Origin of the sequence: Streptomyces sp. NPDC087845 (assembly GCF_044742755.1) — a bacterium.
GTDB lineage: Bacteria > Actinomycetota > Actinomycetes > Streptomycetales > Streptomycetaceae > Streptomyces.
In genome coordinates this window covers 60,992-82,111 of the sequence record NZ_JBIUVC010000024.1, presented here as the reverse complement: position 1 = coordinate 82,111, position 21,120 = coordinate 60,992, and the positions used below count along the sequence as shown (strand labels likewise).

General features: G+C 70.6%; 20 protein-coding genes and 1 pseudogene. 9 read left to right on the top strand and 12 right to left on the bottom strand.

Translation table 11 applies throughout. The features are described from left to right. Positions 1 to 21: 21 nt before the first annotated feature. From ACIOMQ_RS37250 to ACIOMQ_RS37230, 5 genes are all read right to left on the bottom strand, one after another. A complete protein-coding gene (locus ACIOMQ_RS37250) occupies positions 22 to 1,176 on the bottom strand; it encodes an STM4014 family protein (protein WP_362212400.1) in 1,155 nt (384 codons plus the stop codon). After that, positions 1,157 to 2,128 carry an STM4015 family protein gene (locus ACIOMQ_RS37245; RefSeq protein ID WP_362212403.1) on the bottom strand — a complete coding sequence of 324 codons (972 nt, stop codon included), beginning with the start codon at positions 2,126 to 2,128 and terminating at the stop codon, positions 1,157 to 1,159. Before ACIOMQ_RS37245 ends, ACIOMQ_RS37250 begins: the two co-directional genes overlap by 20 nt. Before the next feature lie 6 nt (positions 2,129 to 2,134). Next, positions 2,135 to 3,091, bottom strand: coding sequence for an STM4015 family protein (locus ACIOMQ_RS37240; protein WP_362212405.1), 957 nt, complete (start codon positions 3,089 to 3,091; stop codon positions 2,135 to 2,137). A gap of 180 nt (positions 3,092 to 3,271) precedes the next feature. Next, positions 3,272 to 3,667 carry a hypothetical protein gene (locus ACIOMQ_RS37235; protein ID WP_402192136.1) on the bottom strand — a complete coding sequence of 132 codons (396 nt, stop codon included), beginning with the start codon at positions 3,665 to 3,667 and terminating at the stop codon, positions 3,272 to 3,274. 57 nt (positions 3,668 to 3,724) lie between these two features. Beyond that, entirely contained in the window at positions 3,725 to 4,939 is a 1,215-nt protein-coding gene (locus tag ACIOMQ_RS37230) for an IS110 family transposase (RefSeq protein WP_402192132.1), read from the bottom strand. 287 nt (positions 4,940 to 5,226) lie between these two features. Here ACIOMQ_RS37230 and ACIOMQ_RS37225 point away from each other — a divergent pair, with 287 nt between their 5' ends. Further along, positions 5,227 to 5,553 carry a hypothetical protein gene (locus ACIOMQ_RS37225; RefSeq protein WP_362212441.1) on the top strand — a complete coding sequence of 109 codons (327 nt, stop codon included), beginning with the start codon at positions 5,227 to 5,229 and terminating at the stop codon, positions 5,551 to 5,553. A gap of 267 nt (positions 5,554 to 5,820) precedes the next feature. Continuing rightward, positions 5,821 to 6,822 carry a DUF6745 domain-containing protein gene (locus ACIOMQ_RS37220; protein ID WP_401267619.1) on the top strand — a complete coding sequence of 334 codons (1,002 nt, stop codon included), beginning with the start codon at positions 5,821 to 5,823 and terminating at the stop codon, positions 6,820 to 6,822. 29 nt (positions 6,823 to 6,851) lie between these two features. On the opposite strand, the gene ACIOMQ_RS37215 is transcribed toward ACIOMQ_RS37220, so the two are convergent. The 5 genes from ACIOMQ_RS37215 to ACIOMQ_RS37195 form a co-directional block, all read right to left on the bottom strand. After that, entirely contained in the window at positions 6,852 to 8,042 is a 1,191-nt protein-coding gene (locus ACIOMQ_RS37215) for a serine hydrolase (protein WP_362212435.1), read from the bottom strand. An 85-nt stretch (positions 8,043 to 8,127) separates the two neighbouring features. Beyond that, entirely contained in the window at positions 8,128 to 8,787 is a 660-nt protein-coding gene (locus tag ACIOMQ_RS37210; protein WP_362212432.1) for a TetR/AcrR family transcriptional regulator, read from the bottom strand. Positions 8,788 to 9,081: 294 nt separating this feature from the next. Continuing rightward, positions 9,082 to 9,672 carry a TetR/AcrR family transcriptional regulator gene (locus tag ACIOMQ_RS37205; protein WP_362212448.1) on the bottom strand — a complete coding sequence of 197 codons (591 nt, stop codon included), beginning with the start codon at positions 9,670 to 9,672 and terminating at the stop codon, positions 9,082 to 9,084. A gap of 464 nt (positions 9,673 to 10,136) precedes the next feature. Then, the gene (locus tag ACIOMQ_RS37200; protein WP_401759370.1) at positions 10,137 to 11,357 is read right to left on the bottom strand and encodes a Glu/Leu/Phe/Val dehydrogenase dimerization domain-containing protein; all 1,221 of its coding nucleotides are present in this window, start codon (positions 11,355 to 11,357) and stop codon (positions 10,137 to 10,139) included. Between the two features lie 287 nt (positions 11,358 to 11,644). Next, complete coding sequence (locus tag ACIOMQ_RS37195) at positions 11,645 to 12,208, bottom strand: carboxymuconolactone decarboxylase family protein (protein ID WP_401267626.1); 564 nt, start codon at positions 12,206 to 12,208, stop codon at positions 11,645 to 11,647. A gap of 137 nt (positions 12,209 to 12,345) precedes the next feature. Between ACIOMQ_RS37195 and ACIOMQ_RS37190 the strand changes: the two genes are divergently transcribed. After that, positions 12,346 to 12,786: a PPOX class F420-dependent oxidoreductase gene (locus ACIOMQ_RS37190; RefSeq protein ID WP_402192127.1), complete on the top strand. Its 441-nt coding sequence runs from the start codon at positions 12,346 to 12,348 to the stop codon at positions 12,784 to 12,786. Positions 12,787 to 12,885: 99 nt separating this feature from the next. Further along, positions 12,886 to 14,127: an MBL fold metallo-hydrolase gene (locus tag ACIOMQ_RS37185; RefSeq protein ID WP_402192124.1), complete on the top strand. Its 1,242-nt coding sequence runs from the start codon at positions 12,886 to 12,888 to the stop codon at positions 14,125 to 14,127. 149 nt (positions 14,128 to 14,276) lie between these two features. On the opposite strand, the gene ACIOMQ_RS37180 is transcribed toward ACIOMQ_RS37185, so the two are convergent. Both ACIOMQ_RS37180 and ACIOMQ_RS37175 read right to left on the bottom strand, forming a co-directional pair. Then, positions 14,277 to 14,894, bottom strand: coding sequence for an alcohol dehydrogenase catalytic domain-containing protein (locus ACIOMQ_RS37180; RefSeq protein ID WP_402192122.1), 618 nt, complete (start codon positions 14,892 to 14,894; stop codon positions 14,277 to 14,279). Between the two features lie 15 nt (positions 14,895 to 14,909). After that, positions 14,910 to 15,383, bottom strand: coding sequence for an MFS transporter (locus tag ACIOMQ_RS37175; protein ID WP_402192158.1), 474 nt, complete (start codon positions 15,381 to 15,383; stop codon positions 14,910 to 14,912). 431 nt (positions 15,384 to 15,814) lie between these two features. Between ACIOMQ_RS37175 and ACIOMQ_RS37170 the strand changes: the two genes are divergently transcribed. The 5 genes and pseudogenes from ACIOMQ_RS37170 to ACIOMQ_RS37150 all read left to right on the top strand — a co-directional run. Next, complete coding sequence (locus ACIOMQ_RS37170; RefSeq protein ID WP_362212415.1) at positions 15,815 to 16,468, top strand: PAS domain-containing protein; 654 nt, start codon at positions 15,815 to 15,817, stop codon at positions 16,466 to 16,468. Then, positions 16,465 to 17,598, top strand: coding sequence for an aminotransferase class I/II-fold pyridoxal phosphate-dependent enzyme (locus tag ACIOMQ_RS37165; protein WP_402192119.1), 1,134 nt, complete (start codon positions 16,465 to 16,467; stop codon positions 17,596 to 17,598). Before ACIOMQ_RS37170 ends, ACIOMQ_RS37165 begins: the two co-directional genes overlap by 4 nt. After that, a complete protein-coding gene (locus ACIOMQ_RS37160; RefSeq protein WP_401759365.1) occupies positions 17,595 to 18,536 on the top strand; it encodes an ornithine cyclodeaminase family protein in 942 nt (313 codons plus the stop codon). The genes ACIOMQ_RS37165 and ACIOMQ_RS37160 overlap by 4 nt, the downstream gene beginning before the upstream one ends. A 234-nt stretch (positions 18,537 to 18,770) precedes the next feature. Continuing rightward, positions 18,771 to 20,321: an alpha/beta hydrolase gene (locus ACIOMQ_RS37155; protein WP_402192155.1), complete on the top strand. Its 1,551-nt coding sequence runs from the start codon at positions 18,771 to 18,773 to the stop codon at positions 20,319 to 20,321. A gap of 338 nt (positions 20,322 to 20,659) precedes the next feature. Continuing rightward, positions 20,660 to 21,034: pseudogene (locus ACIOMQ_RS37150) on the top strand (MBL fold metallo-hydrolase); the annotation flags it as partial. Positions 21,035 to 21,120: the final 86 nt, after the last annotated feature.

The following is a 21,120-nucleotide window of genomic DNA, read 5'->3' as shown; positions in this document are numbered from 1 at the left end:
TCCGAGAGGGCGGGCGCGGTGTCAGGGAGTGGCGGTTGCACGGTGGTTCCTTGCTCTGTTCAGTACGGCGGCGACCTGCGCCGCGTAGGTGTCCCGGCCCTCGGCGCCGCTGCCGGGAAGTCCGGTCAGCCGCGGAAGCAGATCGCCGAAGGCGTTGACCTCGCCGACGGCGAAGCGCCGCCAGCCGGTCGCGGGCAGCAGATCGACGCCCACGCACAGCGTGTCCGGGAAGCACGCCGCGGCCCGTTCGCACATGGCCAGGGCCTCGGCCCAGCTGCCGCCCGCGGCCTCTACGGCCGCGCGGATGTCGTCGAGACTTCCGCGCGTGCCGCCGAGGTGAAGATTGGTCATGGGGGAGTGGCTGGTGCGCACCACGGCATGGGTGGCCCGGCCCGCCACCACCACGACCCGCAGGTCCGCCGCCCGCCCGCGCTGGGTGGCCTTGGGCAGCCAGCGTTCGATGTGCAGTCCGTCCGGTGCGAGCGCGTCGACGATCGCCGCGACCTCCCGCTCCGTCGTACAGCGGCGCACCCGCAACGAGTTGTGGAGCCGGCCCGCCGGGTCCCGTTCCACCGATGTGGTGGCCCTGACCCGGCCGGGCCCGGCCGTCTCCACGGCCAGGACCCCCGAGGCGGACGAGCCGTGCGCGAGCTTCACGAAGGCCCTGGGCATGCGGTGGGCCGTCATCCGCTCGCGTACGTCGGCCCAATCACGCACCGCGGGCGCCGCGGCCCCCGAAGTCGGCGAGGCCGGCACGCGCACTCCGGCGCTGTCCAGCACGGCGTGGCAGAGCCGCTTGTCGAAGAGCACCGCGACATCGCCGGGGTCGTCGAGCAGCACGGCGTCGGCAGCGGCGGCCGCCCGCGCCACCGCCCGTACGGCCTCGGTGAACCGGGCGTACCACAGGGCGGTCCCCTCGACCCTGGTCGGATCGTCGACCGCCCGGAGCAGCCGCTCCACCTCGGCGTCCTCACCGGGCGAGTCCATCCGTACGGTCTCACCCGGCCGGAAGGCGGCCTCGCCGCGCAGGACGTCCAGCCAGGGCACGACGCGCGCCGCCGGCAGCCCGGCGGCGCGCACGGCGTCCTGGAAGAGTGCGACCCGGCGGTTCCCGGGCACACCCACGACGGCGAAGCGCGGCGCCGGGCCGGTGGTACTACTCGCTGACGGCGACATAGCGGTCGTCGTCCTCTTCCGGATCCCAGTACTCGACCTCGTCGATCTCACCGTTCACCCGATCGGAACCGAGCAGGTTCCTGAGGCGGTCCATCAGCGCGTCGCTGATGTAGTGGTGGTGCAGATCCAGCGAGGCGAGATGGGTGAGCGGCTGGCCCGAGAGCAGCGCTTCGGCGCCCTCGTCGCCCAGAGTCCCCATCGCCAGGGAGAGCGACTCCAGCTGGGCGACGATGGGAGCGGAGGCCACCGCGGCCGCGATCTCGTCCTGGATCTCGCTGTTCTGCAGCCCCAGATGGCGCAGGGCGGGGAACGCCGCGCCGGACAGCAGCGGGGCAAGGTCCCCGACCGTCGTGTCCCCGCCGTACTCGGTGACGCCGAGCCAGAGTTCGAGGTGTTCCAGCGCGGGCAGCTCCGAGGCTCCGACCGCCCGCACGACGGCGGAAGGCAGACCACCGGACTCGAACCGCAGCTTCTTGAGCGACTCGTGCCGCACCGGCCGCAGATCGAGTGACGTCCGGCCCTCGATCCGCTCGCCGCAGCCGCGTACCGTCAGCTCCTCCAGCTGTCCGAACGCCTCGATCAACGGCGTGATGTCGGACATGACCAGCCACGACAGCTCGCACTCCTCGCTGACGACATCGGCGAGGAAGAGCGCCCGCAGGGCCGGGAAGCGGTCCGCGTGGGCGGTCAGCAGCTCGATGACCGGGGCGACGGACTCGTAGTCGTTGTGCCACCAGGGGCCGATCAGCAGGGCCCGGACACGTGAGGTGTCGACCGTGTCCAGGAAGTGCTGCCAGAGCGCGGGGAACGCCGGATCGCCGTCCCAGTCGCTCTGCAGCCGCCAGGCGACCGAGTCGGCGGCCGGGAGGGGCTCGGCGCGGGCGCCGTCAGGTCCCGGCAGGGTCAGGACGGGAAGACCGTGAAACGTCTCGGGGTGTTCGATGTCGGTCATCGCCCCTCACTCCGAAACCGCGGTGTAGCGGCCTTCGGCACCGCGGTCGCCCCAGGGTTCCGAGCGTTCCGACACATCGACCCGCACGCCGTGCGGCTCCAGTGCCTGAGTGATCCGGCGCTCCATCGGCTCGGTCATGAAGTGGTGGTGCAGATCGAGCCGTTCGAGATGGGTGAGCGGCTGGCCGTCCAGCAGCGCCGCCCCGCCCTCGTCGCCCAGCGTGCCGTTCGAGAGGTCGAGGACGCGCAACTGGGCGACGACCGGGGCGCCCGCGACGGCGGTCGCGATCTCGTTCTGCAGCTCGCTGTTGCGCAGGCCGAGGTGGGTGAGCCGGGGAAAGCGGGAACCGGACAGCAGCGGCGCCAGGTCCGCCACATCCGCATCGCCTCCGTACGCGGAGACGCCGAGCCAGAGGTCGAGCCGCTCCAGCGCGGGCAGTTCGCTGTCCAGAATGCCGCGGATCACACCGACCGGAAGGCCACCGGTCTCGATGGTCAGCGAACGCAGCCGTTCGTGCTTCGAGGGGGAGAACACCAGCTCCGAGCCGCCGCGCACACCCAGTTCGAGGAGACCCGGGAACGTCTTCAGCAGTGCGGTGACATCCGACTGCTCGATCCAGGAGATCTCGTTCTCCTCCAGGATCATGTCGCCGACGAAGACCGCCTCCAGCGAGGTGAGCCGGTCGGCCGCGGCGATGACCAGATCGATCGGGTAGGACGACGTCTCCTCGTACGACTCGCCCCACTGACCGATGATCAGCGCACGGACCCCGGCCGGGTCGACCGCCTTGAGGAACGCCTCGAACGCTTCCTCCCAGGTCATCTCGCACTCGTCGTCGTACGGATCGACCGAGATGCGCCAGGCCGCCGCATCGGCGGCCTGAGCGGGCGCCTCACCCGTCGCGTGCTGGAAGTCGACCGCGGGAAGGCCGAGCAACTCGTGCAGATGGTCCACACCGGACATGACCATGAGCTCCTGGTACTGGGGGACAGCTGATGTCTGCAAGGTTTATCAAGCCGCACTGACAACGGCGCGACCGGGACCGTGCGCGACGGCCCCGCCTCCGCCCGCCGGATCCGGCCGCCGCTCGATTGATGCTCCTATTGGCAGTCAAGGGTTGCTGAGAACCTGAGGGTGGCCCTGTCAGGTTTGGTAGGGGTGCAGGGCGACGCTCTCCGAACCGACGCTGATCTGCACCCAGGAACCGTCCGAACTGTTGGGGATGGGCGATGCCAGATCGAGCAGCACGGGCCAGTGGCCCATCTGGAGATAGGCGGCGGCGTCGTTGGTCAGGTGGAGGCGGCCGCTCATGATCACCCGATCGCCGTCCTGCCGGAGTTCCGGCTCGGCGACAGCGGCTGGCCGGGTGTTCTGGCCCCAGTGGATGTCCTCGTCGACGGTCCATTCAATGAGGTGTCGGCCGTCGGCTTCTCGCGGATCACCGCGCCAGAGCACCACGGCGGATCCGATGGGGGTGTGAACCCGAACTGTCATGTGCTGCTGCGGTGTCTGCGGCAGGCTCTCCGTGCGGACGAACATCGCCTCATCATCCATGACGTCACGTCTCAGAACCGAGGAGTTGTTGGGTCGCCGGGGTCAAGCGGCGGTGAGCCAGTCGCGGTAGGCGTCTGCGAGGTCGTCGTCGCGGCGTGTGCCGCGTTCGATGCAGGAGATCACTGCTGGCCAGACGCCGAAGTGCTCGGCGACGGTGGTGAGGGTGATGTTCTTGGCCTGGCGTGCCGGCCTGAGGTCGGAGACGTCCGGGACGGTGACCGGTGTGGTGAGACAGCGGAAGATCTCCCGGGCGATCGCCCGCTTGAGCAGGCGGATGATCTCCTTCTTCGTGCGTCCGGCGGCGGTCTGCCGGGCGACATACTCGCGGGTTCGGGCGTCGCTGGACATGCGGACGAGAGCGATCCGGTAGAGGGCTGAGTTCGCTCCGCGGTCGCCGCCCCGGGAGAGACGGTGGCGGTTGGTCCTGCCGCTGGAGGCGGGGACGGGCGCGACGCCGCAGAGCGCCGCGAAGGATGCCTCGGTGCGCAGGCGGTCGGGGTTTCCTCCGGCGGTCACCAGGAGCTGGGCCGCGGTGTCGGGGCCGACACCGAACGCGGCGCGAAGACCGGGGTTGTGCTCGGTGGCAGCGGTGTCCAGGGCGGCGGTGAGGGCATCGTGTTCCGTGGTCAGGGCCTGGACCCGGCGGGCGAGGGTCTTCAGAGCGGTCAGAAGGGCGACGCGCGGTCCGTCGCCGGTGGGACGAAGCCGGGAGATGGCGTCGACCTGTGTCTTGCCGCGCAGGGCGGTGTACTTGACGCGGATGTCGTCCGGGGCAGTGATGAGGATGTGCACGATCTGGTTCAGGGTGGCGGTGCGGGCCTTGACGGCGGACCGGGCGGCGTTGTGGAGGGCGCGTATGCCGCTGACGGTGTCGTCCTTGGGGATGACCGCTGCCCGGCCGGACAGCGCGGCGCGGGCTGCTGAGTAGGCGTCGATGGGATCGGACTTGCCGATCCGGCGCCGTTCGGCCTTGTCTGGCCGGTTGACCTCGATCACGGTGAGGCCCGCGTGGCGGGCGGCACGGGTGAACCCGAGGCCGTAGGAGGAGGTTCCCTCAACCCCGATGGCGGTCACTGTGCCGTGGGCGTTCAGGAACGCGATTGCCGCAGCGTAACCGGCCGCCGTGGTCGGGAACTCGGCGTCGGCGACGTGGCCGCCCCGGTCGGTGGTGACAGCGACGTGAATCGTGTCCGCATGGGAGTCCACTCCGCCGAACACCGCATCCTGTTCTGTGGCGGACGTGGTCGTCGTTGTCATCCTGTGAGCTGCCTTCCTGGCCGGCGGTGACACCGGCCAGGTGAGTCAGACAGGACATTGAGGGGGCCTCTGGCCAAGCTCCTATCAGGTCATGCTCCACCTGGCCGAAGCCATGGAGAACGGGTCCCGGCAGTCGGACAGAACAACTGCAGGACAGCCCAGCAGGGCGTCAGTCAGACCCTGAGCCACGACCACCGGAACCCGCTACGAGTATCAATGTCAGACCCCTCCCTTAGCGTTTTCCTCGTGGCCGGCACAGCGGGTGCGGCCACGGAGGGGAGACGTCTGTGTACCGGCAGGGCGATGTACTGATCGTGTCGTTGGAGGAGTCTGCGGTACCCGCGCACCTCGTGGACGCGCCGGGTGAACCGAGGGACGGCCGGGGGCGCATGATCCTCGCGCTGGGCGAAGTCACCGGCCACGCCCATGCGGTTCAGGGGCCGGGCCGGCTGATGCGCGAGGCGGGGGCCTTCGGACCGATGCTGCTCCACCTCCCCGAAGGCGGGCGGGTGGTGCACGAGGAGCACGCGGCGATACCGCTGTCGAAGGGCTGGTACCGCGTGGTGCGCCAGCGGGAGTACGCGCCGGGGGCGATCCGCATCGTCGCGGACTGAGCGGACTGAGCGGGCTGAGCGGGCTGAACGGACCGAGCGGGCTCACGCGGCCGGGCGCGGCGAGCAGGAGCGGTACCTCGATGGTCCGCGGCGCACAGAATCGCCGCTGGACACGAATGCACCGGCTCTGAGAGACGCTCGACACCGAGACGCACAACACCGAAACGCGAAACGGCGAGACGCACAACAGCGAATCGCGAAACGGCGAATCGCCTAACAGCGAATCGCACGACACCGAATACAGGATTCAGGGGACGGGGAAGACCGATGCAGTACGTGGACTCATGGCGGGCCGTGGCGGCGGCGACCGGCACGGCGGACCGGGCCGTGGCCGAGGACGGGCTCCGGCTCGCCTACCGCAGCGCAGGACTCGCCGAGCCGGAGCGGATCGTCTGGGTGGACTCGCCCAGGGCCGCCGTGGAGGCCGTCGAGAAGCTCGTCGACGCCGGTCGCTCGGTGCGTGACGAGGTGCGGACCCGGCCCTGGGCGCAGGAACGGCGCCGCATGTACGACGAGTTGGGCCCGGCGGGCTGGTCCGCCCTGTGGTCCGCCACCGGGGCGCAGCTCTGGGAGACCACGGCGGCGCTGGCCGAGCGGATCAGGGCCGGTGTCGTCGCGGACCTCGCGGAAAGCCCCGAGGACGAGTCCGATGTCCGGCTGCTGCTGCTCGACGCGGTCCTGGGCCAGCACGACGCGGCCTGGCTCGCCGCGTTCGACGGCCGGGGCGACCGGCTGGACGGCCTGGCCGAGGTGGCCAGGCATGCGGGCTGGTGGTGGCCCTACGAGCGCGTCGTGGTGATCAGTGAGCGCCCGGAGGCGCTTCACCGGGACGAGGCGGGCCGGCTGGACCGTGGGGACGGCCCGGCGCTCGCCTACCGGGACGGATTCGCCCTCCATGCCTGGCGCGGCATGCCCGTGCCCGCCGAGTTCCTCGCGGAACTGAACTCCCTGACCCCCAAGCGGATACGCGAGGAGGAGAACGCGGAACTGCGCCGCGTCATGCTGGAGTTCTACGGCTACGACCGCTACCTCACCGAGTCGGGTGCCGAGCCGGTCCACCGGGACGAGACGGGAGTCCTGTGGCGCATCGCGCTGGACGGCGACGAGGACGTGACGATGGTCGAGGTGGTCAACTCCACTCCGGAGCCGGACGGCACCAGCCGCACCTACTGGCTGCGGGTCCCGCCCACCACGAAGACCGCGAAGGGCGGTGTGGCCTGGACCTTCGGACTCCAGGAGGACGTGTACGCACCCGTGCGCCAGACCTGACCGCCGGAGGCCCGGCGGGCGGGGGTGTTTCAGGTCGTGGCGTCGAGGTGGTTGCCGATCTCGATGAAGGCCGGGACCAGCGGGGCCGGGGGGACCGAGGGCGACATGACCTGGGAGGCGAAGTGCACGATGACCAGGTCCAGCTTGGGGGAGATGAAGAGGCGCTGTCCGTGGATGCCGCTGGCCATGAAGGACTCGTAGGGGTCGTTCAGGATCCACCAGAGGTCGTGGTAGGAGAGCGTGGCGGGCGAGTCGGGGGGCGCCGCCGGGAAGCGGACGCGCCGGGGGTAGCCGTCCGGGGTGCCGGTGGCGATCGTCCTGGCGATGCTCTCCGGCACGATCTGCCGGTCACCGGCGGCGCCGCCGCAGCGGATCATCTCCCCGAGCCGGGCCACGTCGCGCAAGGTCGCGCTGAAGCCGCCGCACGCGGCCTCGGTTCCTTCCGGGTCGAGGATGTAGTAGGCGTCCTCCTCCGCCCCCAGCCGGGACCAGATCACCTCGCTGAGCAGGGCGGACGTACTGATGCCGGTGACGCGGCGGAGGACTTCGGCGAGGGCTTCGACATTGCCGTTCTCGTAGCGGAATTCCGTTCCGGGCTTGCCGGTGGCCCGGGCGGTGGCGAGATGTTCGCGGATGCCGGCGGGGCCGCTGTAGCCGTAGGGGCGCAACTGCGGGGCGAGGATGGCGAAGTAGCGCTGGGCCTCGATCGCCTTGTCGTACGGCCGGCCGGCGTAGCTCATCAGGGTGCCCATGTGCAGCAGATCGTCGACCCGCGCGTCGCCGAATGCCGTTCCCGCCAGTTCGGGGACGTATCGGGACGCCGGTGCGTCGCGGTCGAGCAGCCCCTGGTCCGCGAGAACCGCTGCCAGGAGGCCGATGTACGACTTCGCCGCCGAGGCGTTGAAGTGCGGTACCTGGGGCTCGTATCCGTGCAGGTAGCGCTCGTAGACCACGGTGCCGCGGTGCATGACGAGGAAGGCGTCGGTCTCGGCGGCGGCGAGGAGCGCCGGCAGGGTCAGAGACCTGCCGCCGGGCGCGGTGAATTCCAGCGTTTCGAGATCGTGCGGCGCACGGGGAAGGGCCGACGGCTGCGTGCTGCCCCGCCATACGCGGCGGCTGGGTACGGTCTCGCGGCCGGATGCGGTGTGCCGACGGACCCAGGCCGGGTCCGTGAAGCCGCGCGCCCACGTCAGATTGGCCAGCGAAAGTGTCTCGGTCATGCGCCCACTCCTGTCGGTGCTGCAATCTGATCAGTACCGTACAGCGTGTCTGGAAACGGAGCCAGGCTTTGCCCGGCAAGCGGCGTCAGGCGCCCGGTTCGACCGCCGGGGAGTCGGCGGCGCCCGGGGAGTCGAAGGCGCCCGGGGCGTCGGAGGGGGCCAGTCCGGAGGCCCAGACGCGGCCGTACACGGACAGGTCCCGGAGGTGTTCGGTGATCTCGGCGGCGCTGTATCCGGTGTCGTTCTCGACCCACCAGGTCAGCACGCCGACGAGCTCACCGGTCCAGGCCCGTGCGATGACGTCGAACGGGATGCGTGGCGTGACGCCGAGCTGGGCCGCCCGCTCGCGAAAGACGCTCTCCACCCGCTCGCAGATGATTCCGGAGAACTCCCGAAGCGCGCGCCCGTCGCCCTCTCCCCGGAGGATGACCTGGTAGACGCGCCTTTCCTGCTCCGCGTGCTGGAAGATGTAGAGCACCGGAAGGCCGGTGAATCCCTGTGTCCGGGCCTGCTCGACGGCGGGCAGGAGGCGCTCCCGGTCCTCTGCGAGATCCCGGACGATGCCGAGGAGCAGGTCCTCCTTGTCGCGGTAGTGCGCATAGAAGGTCGCACGGGCGACATCGGCGCGCTCGGTGATCTCCTCGATGCTGAGCGCGTGGAATCCCTTCTCCAGGACGAGGTCGACGAGGGCCGCGCGCAGGGCGCGGTGGGTGCGGCGGACGCGGCGGTCACCTGCGGTCTTCATGTCCTGGATTATTGCGCCTTCTTTTCGAGCCGTTGACCGTGAGGGCTGTCGCGCATTGTTTTCCGGCGCCTCCGATCGATATCAGACATCATGTTCGATATCGGAGACCGTTGCGACCCCCGCCGACGGGTGCGCCGCATCAGCAGTCACCCAACTCGAAGCGGAAGCCGTCGTATGCGACGGCACACGGCTGCTGTCGCCGCCGTCCGCCCGAACGCGACGCGGAACGGCTCTGCACCCACCACTCGCGCTGGACGGCCGCAACCCGGGGGGATCACTCGCGGGGGAGACCTGTCAGGCAGTCAGCGCCGCGCGGTCGATGCCGAGTTCGCGGGCGAGCGCCTCATCGGTCCAGGCCAGCATCGTGGCCCGGGAGAGCGGACCCACATACGACGTCATCTGCACCGCCAGGCCGTCCAGCAGGGCGGTCAGCCGCCAGGCCACGGACATCGGGTCGTCGCAGTGGAACTCACCGGCGGCGGCGCCCTCCTCGATGACCTCGGCCAGCTCCGCCTTCCACTGCTGGTCGAGATCGCCGGCCACATTGCGCAGCGCCGGGTCGCGCAGCGAGGCGGCCCAGCCCTCGATCCACAGCCGCCAGCCCTTGGCCTGGCCCGTAGGCGCGTACCAGCGGACGGCGGCGCGCAGCCGCCGCACGGCACTCGTGCGGCGGCTCAGCAGCTTGCGCAGATGGGCGAGATCGGCCTCGGCGGCATGCGCGAAGGCGGCCGCGACCAGCTTCTCCTTGGTCGAGAAGTGGTAGAGCACGAGCGCGTTGCTCACCCCGAGCACGGCGGCCACGTCCGCGATCCGTACCGCTGCGACCCCGCGCACCTCGATCTGTTCGACGGCAGCGCGCAGGAGTTCCTCGCGCCGTTCCGCCACGCTCAGCCGTACTCTCGCCACGGCGTCACCCTAACGAATGCCCGGGGTCCGGACGGGCCGGGGGCGGAGCCGCGTACGGGCCCGTCCTGTCTCCCGGCCAAGTCGCGGTCACCGCAACGCCGTAGGTGGTGCCTGCCTCGACCCGCGAGGGTTCGAGGGTGGCCTTCGTGACGGCGGAGGACCGCGCCGGCGCGGTCGGCGTCCGTGCGTCGAGGCGCGTACCGGCCGGCGCAGGCCGTTCCGGAACCGGCGATGACCGAGGGCGCAAGGGTGCCGTGGCCCTGCATGCCGTCCCCGGTGAAGTCCCGCGAGGCGACGACGGCACCCTTCGGATCGAGATGGTCCCCGCCGCAGCCGGTGTCGGGAACGGCAACTCCGGTGCCCTTCCCGGTGATCCCGGCCCGACGCACCCGGTCGGCGCCGAGCTGTGGCACGGACCTGTCGAGCGCGGCCCGCAGCGGGGATCAGCGGTACCAGCCGAAGCGCTCCGCCATCACCGGCAGCCGGTCCGCGACGATGGCGTGCGCGGCGGCCCGAGGGGTGCAGCCGTCGGTCTCGGCGCGGGCCAGCACCAGGTCGATCAGGGCCCGCATGGCGCGGCGGGTGTGCCCGAACGCCTCGTCGGCGTCCGCTCCGATGTCGCCGAACAGGGTCCACCACCACCAGGCGTTCGTACCGGAGTTGACGACGACGTCCGGCAACACCGTGATCCCGCGCGCCGCGAGCAGCTCCTCGGCCTCGGCGAGCACCGGCATGTTGGCCGCCTCGACCACCCAACGGGCCTGTACCCGGGCCTGGTTGACGGCGTCGATCGCGTAGGAGACGGCTGCCGGCACCAGTATCTCGGCTTTCTGCGCCAGCCAGGCGTCCGAGGGCAGCTCCCGGTCCCCGTCCCGGAGTGCGCCGCGGTCCACCGTCCCGTACCCGTCCCTGGCGGCCAGCAGTGCCTCGACGTCCAGGCCGGCCGGATTGGCGATCGTGCCCTTGATGTCGGCCACGGCCACCACCTTCAGCCCGGCCCGCGCCAGGAACCGCGCCGTCGCCCCGCCCATGGTGCCGAGCCCCTGTACGGAGACCCTCGCCTCCCGGTACGGGACGCCCGCCCGGTCCAGTGCCGCGAGCGCCGACTCGGCTACCCCGCAGCCGCCGACGAGTTCGTCGAGCCCGATGCCGTCCACCTCGACGGCGAACGCGTCGGCGAGCCGCCGCCGGGCCGCCGTCTCGTCGTCGAGCAGCGGATAGACGGCCTGGACCGAGGAGACGAGCCCGGCCTCGGCCGCCGCCCGGTCCACGATGTCCTGGGTGAGCCCCAGGTCCTCGCCCGTCGTCCACACGTTCTCGATGTACGGGCGCACGGCCCGCAGGTAGCGCACCAGGACGCCGTACGCCTCAGGGGCGCGCGGGTCGCAGTCGATGCCGCCCTTCGCGCCGCCGAGCGGTATGTAACGGGCCCCTGTGTCATCGGCGTCGAAGTGGAGGGCTTCCTTCATCGTCATGCCGCGGGCCAGCCCCGCCACCTCGTCCAGCGTGCATCCCGCCCGCATCCGCAGCCCGCCGCTGGCCACGCCGCGCACCAGCCGGTCCACGACCAGGTGCCCCTGACGGCCGGTGACGTGATCGGTCCAGGTGAGCGACATCAGCGGGGCGGACGGGGCGGTGGAGCGGGACACCGGAGGTGTCGTCATCGGGAGGTCTCCTCGGTCACGGTGATCACGGTGGGCCCGGGGCGGTCGGGGCAGGGGGCCGGAGCCTTCGCGGGCCCGCCGCTCGTCGGCGTGCTGCTCCCCGGCTGTGCGGGCGCGCCGCGCGTCGGCGTGCTGCTTCCCGGCTGTGCGGGCACGTTGCCTCCCTCCACGGACGGGCCTGTGCCAACAGGTAGGTCTACTGAACCGCCGGTCAGTATTGGGAGGCGGGAGTGCCCGTGTCAATGCGGCCGCTGCTGAATCGTCGTTCAGTGGCTGGACCGCATCGTTCAGAGGTTCGCCGGGCGCTCCGCCTCGCACCGGTCCTTGAACCCCTGGCTGGTCAGACCGAGGGCGGAATTGGTGCGGGAGCGCATGTTCTCCACCGAGACCATGGTCGTCAGTTCGACGAGCGCCGCTTCGCCGAGCGCGGTCCGCAGCCGCTCCACCAGCTCGTGTCCGACCTCGGGCGGGGTGAGGCTCATCGCCTCCGCGTATGCCATGACGTCACGCTCCAGCGGGGTGTACGCCTCGCTCTCGTGCCACACCGGTACGTCACGCAGCTTGCGCGGGTCCACGCCGTGGCGGTGGTTCTCCCAGTAGCCGAAGTCGATGCACCAGCTGCAGCCGACGGTCGCCGCGGACGTCATGACGGCCAGTGCCTTGAGCTGCGGATCCAGCTTCTTCCAGCGGCCCACCGCCAGCTCGAAGCGGATCCCGGCCCGCAGCACCCCGGTGTGGTGGGCGGCGGTCCGGAGCGGATCGATGACCTTGCCGTACGTCCGGTTCGAGTACCACGACACGGCGCGGAAGAGGAGGGTGCGGGGCGGGGTGAGCGAGATGCGTGCGGTCATGACCGGTCTCCTTCGGTACGGCTCGGACGCCGTCGGCGGGCTGTGTCACGGGTGTGACGGACGGGAGCCCCTCGGATGTGACACGCGAGTGCGGCCGGATCCGGAATCCTCCGGCAGGCACGGACGTTGGATCCGGCATGACGGGATTCGACGCACAGCAGGAAGCGCTGCTCGGGCTGCTCGGCGAGGAGAGCGGCGGCGTGCTCGTGACGCTCAAGCGTGACGGCAGGCCCCAGCTGTCCAATGTCAACCACTTCTACTACCCCGGGGAGCACCTGCTCCGCGTCTCGATCACCGAGGACCGGGCGAAGACGAAGAACCTCCGCCGTGACCCGCGGGCGAGCTACCACGTCACCGGCGCGGACCGCTGGGCGTGGACGGTCGTGGACGGCACGGCCGAGCTGTCCCCGGTCGCCGCCGATCCGCACGACGCGACGGTGGAGGAGCTGATCACGCTCTACCGCGACGTCCAGGGCGAACACCCCGACTGGGACGACTACCGCGAAGCGATGGTCCGCGACCGCCGGGTCGTGCTGCGGCTGCACATCGAGCACGCGTATGGGCAACCGCGTGGCTGAGGGAATCCGGTCCGGCGGTCGGCCGGCCGGCCGTTCCGCTCTCGCACTGTCGTACCCCCCGCCCATAATGAGACGACACCGACTCCCTCAGGAGATGCCGTGACCGGCGCTGACCCCCTGCCTCCGCTCCGCACCCGGCTGCGATCGCTGCGCCCCGCCGCATTCGGCGCCGATCCGGACGGTGCCCGCATGGAGCGCATCCGCCGCTCACCCAACTTCGCCGACGGCGTCTTCCGGAACCCCGTAGGGGCACGGACCAGGCCGACCGGATCCACCCTGGAGTTCGCGAAGGTCTACTTCCGCAAGGAGGAGCGGGCGCGCAGGGCCCCGGTCGGCACCGTGCCGGTGCACCCCACCACGTACGCCGACCTCGCCGAGCCGCCCGCCACCGGGCTGCGGCTCACCTGGATGGGCCATTCCAGTGTGCTCGCCGAGATCGACGGCCGGCGGGTGCTCTTCGACCCGGTGTGGGGCGAGCGCTGCTCGCCCTTCGCCTTCGCCGGGCCCAAGCGGCTGCACCCCGTGCCGTTGCCGCTCGCCGCGCTCGGCCCGCTGGACGCGGTGGTGATCTCCCACGACCACTACGACCACCTCGACCTGCCGACGATCCGCGCTCTCGCGGGCAGGGACACGGTGTTCGCCGTCCCGCTCGGAGTCGGCGCCCACCTGGAGCGATGGGGCGTGCCCGACGACCGGATGCGGGAACTGGACTGGAACGAGACCACGAAGATCGCCGGGATCGGCCTGACCGCCACCCCGGCCCGGCACTTCTGCGGCCGCGGTCTGCGCAACCAGCAGCACACGCTCTGGGCGTCCTGGGCCGTCGCGGGGCCCGAGCACCGGATCTACCACAGCGGCGACACCGGCTATTTCCCCGGCTTCAAGGACATCGGCGTCGAACACGGCCCGTTCGACGCGACCATGATCCAGATCGGGGCCTATTCCGAGTACTGGCCCAAGAACCACACGGACTGCACCCCACTCCCCGGTGGGTGGCCCGACATACATATGACGCCCGCTCAGGGGATCCAGGCGCACCTTGACCTGCAAGGGGGCAAGCCGCACGGCGTGATGATGCCCATCCACTGGGGCACGTTCAACCTCTCACTGCACCCTTGGGCAGAGCCTGGCGAGTGGACCAAGGACGCCGCCGAGGAAGCCGAGCAGCCAGCCGCATTCCCCCGGCCGGGCGAGCCCTTCGAACCTGCGGGAACGCTTCCCCTCGATCCCTGGTGGCGGTCCGTTGCTGCCCCGATTGCACACCCCTGGCGCCGCAGCGAGGCAACGGACGTTGCTCAGGGTCAGGACAATCGCGATCTTGATCTCGCAGGTGAGCGATGACTCGGGGCAGAGGTGAAAGCCTGAACGCAATGACGCAGTCGTTCGCGAAGTTGGCGGAGGCCGAACAGAAGCAGGTGATCCAGGCGCTCGACGGTCCCCCTCGACAGGGGAGGGCTGCTGAGGCACGGCACTACATCCCACTGCCCACTTCACGAAAGCCATCCGGCATCCAGGTCGGGATGCGGATGGTCAAGTCCTGACACCGAGGCCCCACCCTTCCGGCCAAAACGGCGGGGTGGGGCTTCCGTATTTCTCACTTGATCTTCAACCTGTGCGCGACGGTAGCCAGAGGTGCCTGCGCTTTCACCAGTGAATCGCACGCCGGCCACGAGGGCCGGGGCGATGCTCAGGCAGTAGCGGGGCTCGCCTTCCCTGCAGTGCTTGCACTCGCCGCAGAACGGCCAGCCGAGCACGACGTGGTCGCCGACGGCCGGGCTCGTGACGCCGGGGCCGACGGCTTCGACGATGCCGGCGCCCTCGTGACCGAGCACGCCCGGCAGCGGGAGCGGCATGTCGCAGCTGCGGGTGCTGGCGTCGGTGTGGCACACACCTGAGGCAACGATGCGTACGAGGATCTCGCCCGGACCGGGGGCATCGATCTCGAGGTCGGTGCAGGCGAAGGGAGCGCCGACCTCCTCGACGACGCCGGCACGGATCTGGATGCCCGTGATCTTCTCTTTCGTGGAGAGTGTCCCGGCCTCGTGGAAAATGAGGTGCTTGCGGCTCAGGGGCCGGGGTGGATGGTGGGCGGTCTCCGGTGACCGCATGGTGGTTGTCAGGCTTCAGCCCGCTGGTTGCGGCGTTGGAGTTGTTTCATGACCTGGAGTGGGGGGGCGACCGGCTGTCGTGTGCGTCGCCGGCAGCAGCCCGGTGCCGACGTAGAAGCAGAGCGCCTCCCAGCCGAGCATGGGGATGGCCGGGACCGCGACGGCCAGGCAGCCGCCGAGCGGCACGCCGGACATCATCACCGTGGCGACGGCCGAACGGTGCGGGCCGGAGACGAACTCCGAGGTCAGCGCGTTCGCCGACGAGGCCGGGCCACCGAGGCCGATACCAGCAACGAAGCGCAGCGCACCGAAGCTTTCCGCGTTCGGTGCGAACCCGCACGCTGCCGTAAAGACGGTGAACCGGGTGACGCAGCCGATCACGGTCCAACGGCGTCCGAGCCGGCCGGAAAGGTTGCCTGCGCCCGGAGCACCGACCGGCGTGCCCGCGAACGCGAGGCTGCCGACGGTGCCGGCAGTACCCGGGGTCAGCTGCGAGCCTGGCTCGGCGAGTGCGCGGCGTGGTCGTGGCCACAGGATGTCGGCTGTGCCGCAGAACAGGATACAAAATTCTGCTCTACAGAATATGGAGCGGGGACGAGCTCCTGACGGCGCCGCCGGCCCAAGCGATCACGAGCGTCGACCACGGTCCGGCACCTCCCGGCTCCGCTCGATCGCGGTGGACCGCATCCGCACGGGTCCCGCGCGACGGTGGCGATCCCGGCGTCAAACCCTGGCTGACCGCGCCCATTCGCAGGTCCGCCGCCGCGTGGACGAACCGGTGTACCGCCGCGAAGGCGTCGTCGTTTGCTGCGTGGCTTCTTCGGTGGCGCCTTTCAGTCGAGTGGACGCCGGAATTACCGCGAGAGGATCCCGGTGAACGGGCGTGGACTTTTTGTCCGGCCTGGATGTACTGTCCAAATGTGGAGAACGTGGAAGAGGGCCGGGACCCTCGTGTGCGGATGTGGGCGCCGGTGTGCCGGGCCGTCGCGCTGTTGCTCGGCCCGTACGCCGAGGTCGTTCTGCATGATCCTGAGACCGACCGAGTCCTGGAGATCTGGAACCCGATGACCTCCCGCCGCCCGGGGGATCCTTCGCTGCTCGGCGAACTGGACGAGCTCGACCCGTCGGCGCGGGACGTGTACGGGCCGTACGAGAAGCTGCTCGCGGACGGCCGCCGTCTGTCATCGGTCAGCGCGGTCCTGAGGGATGCGCGGGATGAGCCGTCTGCGGTGCTGTGCATCAATCTCGACCGCACTCCGCTGGAACAGGCCGCGGCGGTCCTGTCCGCCTTCGGCGCGCCGACCGCGCAGAGCCCCGAGCCGCTGTTCGAGCAGGACTGGTCCGAGCGCATCCAGCACGTGATCGGCACCTACGTCCGCGAAACGGGCCGCCCCGTCGAACGCATGACCCGCCAGGACCGCCTGGTCGTCCTCGGCCGCCTCGACGAGGCCGGGGTGTTCGCGGTGCGCCGCGCCACCCCTGCCGTCGCCGGGGCTCTGCGGGTGTCCCGGTCCACCGTCTACGGCCTGCTGGCCGAACTCAGAGCACCCAGTGCAAAGGACCGACAACCATGACCCGGCTGCCCGACTTCCGCCTGGAAACGTACTTCTCCCGCTGGGAATTCACCGCCCGCCACCACCTGACCGCCTCCGACGTCCAGACCATGACACTCAGCGAACTGCTCGCCCTGGCCGAGGACAAGGATCGCGAGGCCTTCGAGAACCTGTCCCTGGGCTACACCGAGACCTTCGGCGACCCGGCCCTGCGCGAGGTGATCGCCCAGGGCTACGAGCACGCCGACGCGGACGACGTCATCTGCTTCGCGGGTGCAGAGGAAGCCCTCTACCTGGCGATGAACGTCCTGCTCGACGCGGGCGACCACGCGGTGGTGGTGACCCCGAACTACCAGTCCGCCGAGACCGTGCCTCTGGCGCTGTGCGAGGTCACCGGCGTGGCCCTCGATCCGGACCGGGACTGGGCCCTGGACCTCGACATGGTGGCGGCGGCCATCCGGCCCAACACCCGGGTCGTGTCGGTGAACTTCCCCAACAACCCCACCGGCAAGGTCATCGACACCGCCGACTTCACCGCCCTCGCGGGCCTGTGCGACGAGCGCGGCATCCACCTGTTCAGCGACGAGGTCTACCGCGGACTCGAACGCGACCCCGCCCGCACCCTGCCGCAGGCCGCAGACCTGTCCGAGCGCGCACTGTCATTGAACGTGACCTCGAAGTCGTTGGGGCTGCCCGGGCTGCGCATCGGCTGGATCACCTGCCGCGACCGCGCCCTGCGCTCGCGTCTGGAGCGGGCCAAGCACTACACCACCATCTGCAACTCCGCGCCCAGCGAGGTCCTGGCTCGCATCGCACTGAAGGCCCGCGAGACGATCCTGGCCCGCAACTGGGCCCTGATCGCGGCCAACCTGCCGGCCTTCGAGGCGTTCTTCGCCGAGTTCGCGGACGACTTCGAGTGGCAGGCGCCGGACGGCGGATGCGTCGCCTACCCCCGCTACCTCGGCGCCGACGGGGTGGCGGAGTTCTGCACCCGCCTGGTGGAGGAAGCCGGTGTCCTGCTGCTGCCCGCGAGCATCTACCGCTCCGAACTCACCGCCACCCCCGCCGACCGGTTCCGCATCGGCATCGGCCGCCGCAACCCGGAAGAAGGCCTGACCGCCTTCGCCGAGTGGATGCGAGCGCGCCGATGACCCTCCCCGTCTTCGACACGGCCGCCGTCAAGAAGACCGCCACCTTACAACTGGTCCTCGACACCGTCCGCGACGCGCTGGTCGCGCACGCCGAGGGCCGCACCAGCGTGCCGCCGCCGCTGCACATGGACTTCCCCGAAACCGACGGGGACTGCCATGTCAAAGCCGGCTGGATCAACGGCGCCACCGACTTCACCGTCAAGATCGCCACCGGCTTCTACCGCAACCCCGCCCTCGGCCTTCCGACCAACCACGGACTGGTCTGCGTCGTCAGCGCCCGCACCGGACAGGTACGCGCGCTCCTGGACGACCGCGGTCTGCTGACCGCCTGGCGTACCGCCGCCGCGGGCGCGCTCATCACCCATGCCATGGCCCGGCCCGGCGCCGTCACCCTGGCCGTCTTCGGCACCGGCGAACAGGCCCGCCTCCAGGCGACCTGGCTGGCCGAACTCCGCCCGGTCAGCGCGGTGCTCGTCCACGGCCGCAACCCGCACAAAGCCGCCGCCCTGTGCAACGACCTCAGAGCGCGCGGCCTGCCTGCCCGGCCGGCTTCGGCACAACAGGCGGTCACCGCCGACATGGTCATCACCACGACTCCGGCGACAGTCCCCGTCCTGGATGCCGCCCAGGTACGCGAGGGAGCACACGTGACCGGCATCGGTACGGACATGCCGCACAAGAACGAGCTCCCGCCAGCGCTCTTCCACCGCGCTGAGCTCATCGCCACCGACGACCACGCCCAGTGCCTCGGCCACGGCGACTTCGGCCACGCCGTCCGCGCCGGTGCCACCGCCCCGGACGGCGACACCGCGGCCGGCCTGCTGCTCAAAACACCCGTCGACCGGCCCGACACCGCGATCACGGTCGCCGACCTCACCGGCGTCGGAGCACTCGACGCGGCACTCGCCTCAGCCGTCCTCGACCAACTTCTGCTCTGAAAGCCCAACTGGAAGGGCACGTGTGATGCAGACGGTGTGAGGCATATACGGAACAGGCCGAAGAGATCCCCCTTCGGCAGGTGTCAACCGGCCCCCGGTCCCCAGTACTTTTGGCCGCCGCGGCGGCCGGTGCGGCGGTTGCCGTACCCATGGGGAACGCGGCGCATACGTACGTACTCCCGCCCCCAGCACTCAGCATCTCAAGGAGACTTCGTGATCACCCCCAGTCCTGCCATGCGCCGCACCTCGGCCGTGGGCCTCGCCCTCGCCGCCTGCCTCGGTGCCACCCCCACCGCCACGGCAACGGCGGTCCCCACCGCGCCGAAGTACGGAGCCGGGCTCGACCGTTACTACGATCAGCGCCTGGGCTGGGGCAGCTGTGCCAAGGGTCCGGGCGACACCGAGGGCCGCGATCTGGACAAGGCAGACGTGCAGTGCGCGGACGTCACCGTGCCGCTCGACTACGCCGACCCCCGGGGCCGTACGATCACGGTCGCGATATCCCGGCTCAAGGCCACCGACACCCGGCACCGCATCGGCTCGATCCTGCTCAACAACGGCGGTCCCGGTGGCACCGCCCTTGAGTCCCCGCCGGAATTCCACGCGCGGATGAAGGAGACCGGCCCGCGTTACGACATCGTCGGCTTCGACCCGCGCTTCGTCGGCCGCAGCACCCCGCTGGACTGTGGCTGGTCCGTCGGCACCAATCTCTTCTCGGCCGGTCTCAGCCGGGCGAGCTTCGAGCGCCAGGTCGCCCTCCAGAAGGATCTGGCCGCCAAGTGCCGTGCCACCAACGCCTCCGTGCTGCCGCACGTCAGCACCCGCAACACGGCCCGCGACATGGACGTCGTCCGCGGCGCGCTCGGCGAGAAGAAGATCTCCTACTTCGGCTACTCGTACGGCACCTACCTGGGAACCGTATACACCCAGATGTTCCCCCACCGCACCGATCGCGTGGTCCTGGACGGTGCCCTCGACCCACGCCAGTACGGCCCCCGGTTGCTCAAGGACGCCGTCGGCGAGAACGAGCAGGTGCTGGCCGACTGGGCCACGTGGGCTGCCGTCCGCAACGACACCTACGGCCTCGGCCGCACCCGCGCCCAGGTCCTCGCCACCATCGACCGCGTCATTGAGGCATCCGCGCGCGGCCCGCTGACCGTCGGCACCGCCCCGGAGAGCTTCCCACTCGACGACACCCAGGTCCCGTTGGTCCTGCTCGTCGGGGGCGACAGCGACACCGACACGTCCCGGGCATCCCTCGCTGATCAGGTGTCCGTGCTGAACAAGGCCGCGGCCGGGCAGCCGACCCGGCTGTCGCCGCAGTTCGCCGCGGCCCTGCGGTTCACGATGACCGCCGAACAGTCGCACCACGGCAGCGTGCAGTCCGCGATCATCTGCGGGGACAGGGCGGTCCCGCGCGACCCCGAGGTCTACTGGCGGGACATCGAGCGCAGCCGGACCGCGTACCCGCGCTTCGGCGCGCTGACCAACAACATCAGCCCGTGCGCCTTCTGGGACCGGCCCCGCGAGGAGCCCACCGAGGTGAAGCACGACGCCAAAATGCTGATCGTGTCCGCCACCGGCGACCCGCGCACCCCGCACAAGGGTGCCGTTGCCCTGCACGGCCTGCTGCCGAGCTCCAAGCTGGTCACCCTCAAGGGCGCCAACCGGCACGCGATCTACGGCGTCTACGAGAACCGCTGCGTCGACAACAAGGTCAACCGGTACCTGGCCACCGGCAAGCTGCCCACCAACGACCAGATCTGCTCCAAGCAGGCCGGATAGTGCTGTGACTGCACAGGTTCGCCGGGTTGTTCAGGCCGCAGTTTCGAGAGGGCGTCCAAGCTCGCCGCATCCCCGAGCCTGTCTCGGAGCTCTATGGCGTCGGCAAACACCGCGAGCGCGCGACGAGACAGTGCGTTCGGGAACAAAGCGAGGATTCACCGGACGGGCGCTCGGACGGAAACAGACGACCGCAGTCGGCGGCACTGTCAGGTGGTGTGTGCAGCCCAGTCGCGCAGCGAGAATCTGGGCCTGATCCGCTTTGACGGACATCCAGGATCAGGGGTTCAGCCCCAGGAGGATGTCCATCATGGGGAGCATGGGGAAGAAGAAACCTCGCCCCGGCCGAGGGCCTGCGGGCCCATCTGGACCTCCAGGGCGGCAAGCCGCTCGGTGCGATGCTCCCGATCCACTGGGCCACCTTCAACCTCGCCCCGCACCCGTGGGCCGAGCCGGGCGAGGGCACCCTCGCCGCGGCGGAGGACGCGGGCGCCCGGGTCGCCCTGCCGCGCCCCGGTGAGCCCTTCGAGCCCACGGCGCAGGTCCTCCCCACCGAACCCCGGTGGCGCCCGGTGGCGCCGCAGCCGGTCGAGCGCCGGCCCGTGGCGGCGGCGCGGATCACGGACCTCTCCGTCGATCCGGTGAGCGGTGCGGGCCCTGCCCCCGAGGATGCGGAGGCGGAGAGCGGTCACGCCGAGGTGGTACCGACGCCGTAGAGGGTGGCCCGGCGCGGCGCGGACACCGCACAAGCGGAACATCAAGACGGCGCGGTCCGTCCGGTGCGACCGGACGGACCGCGCCG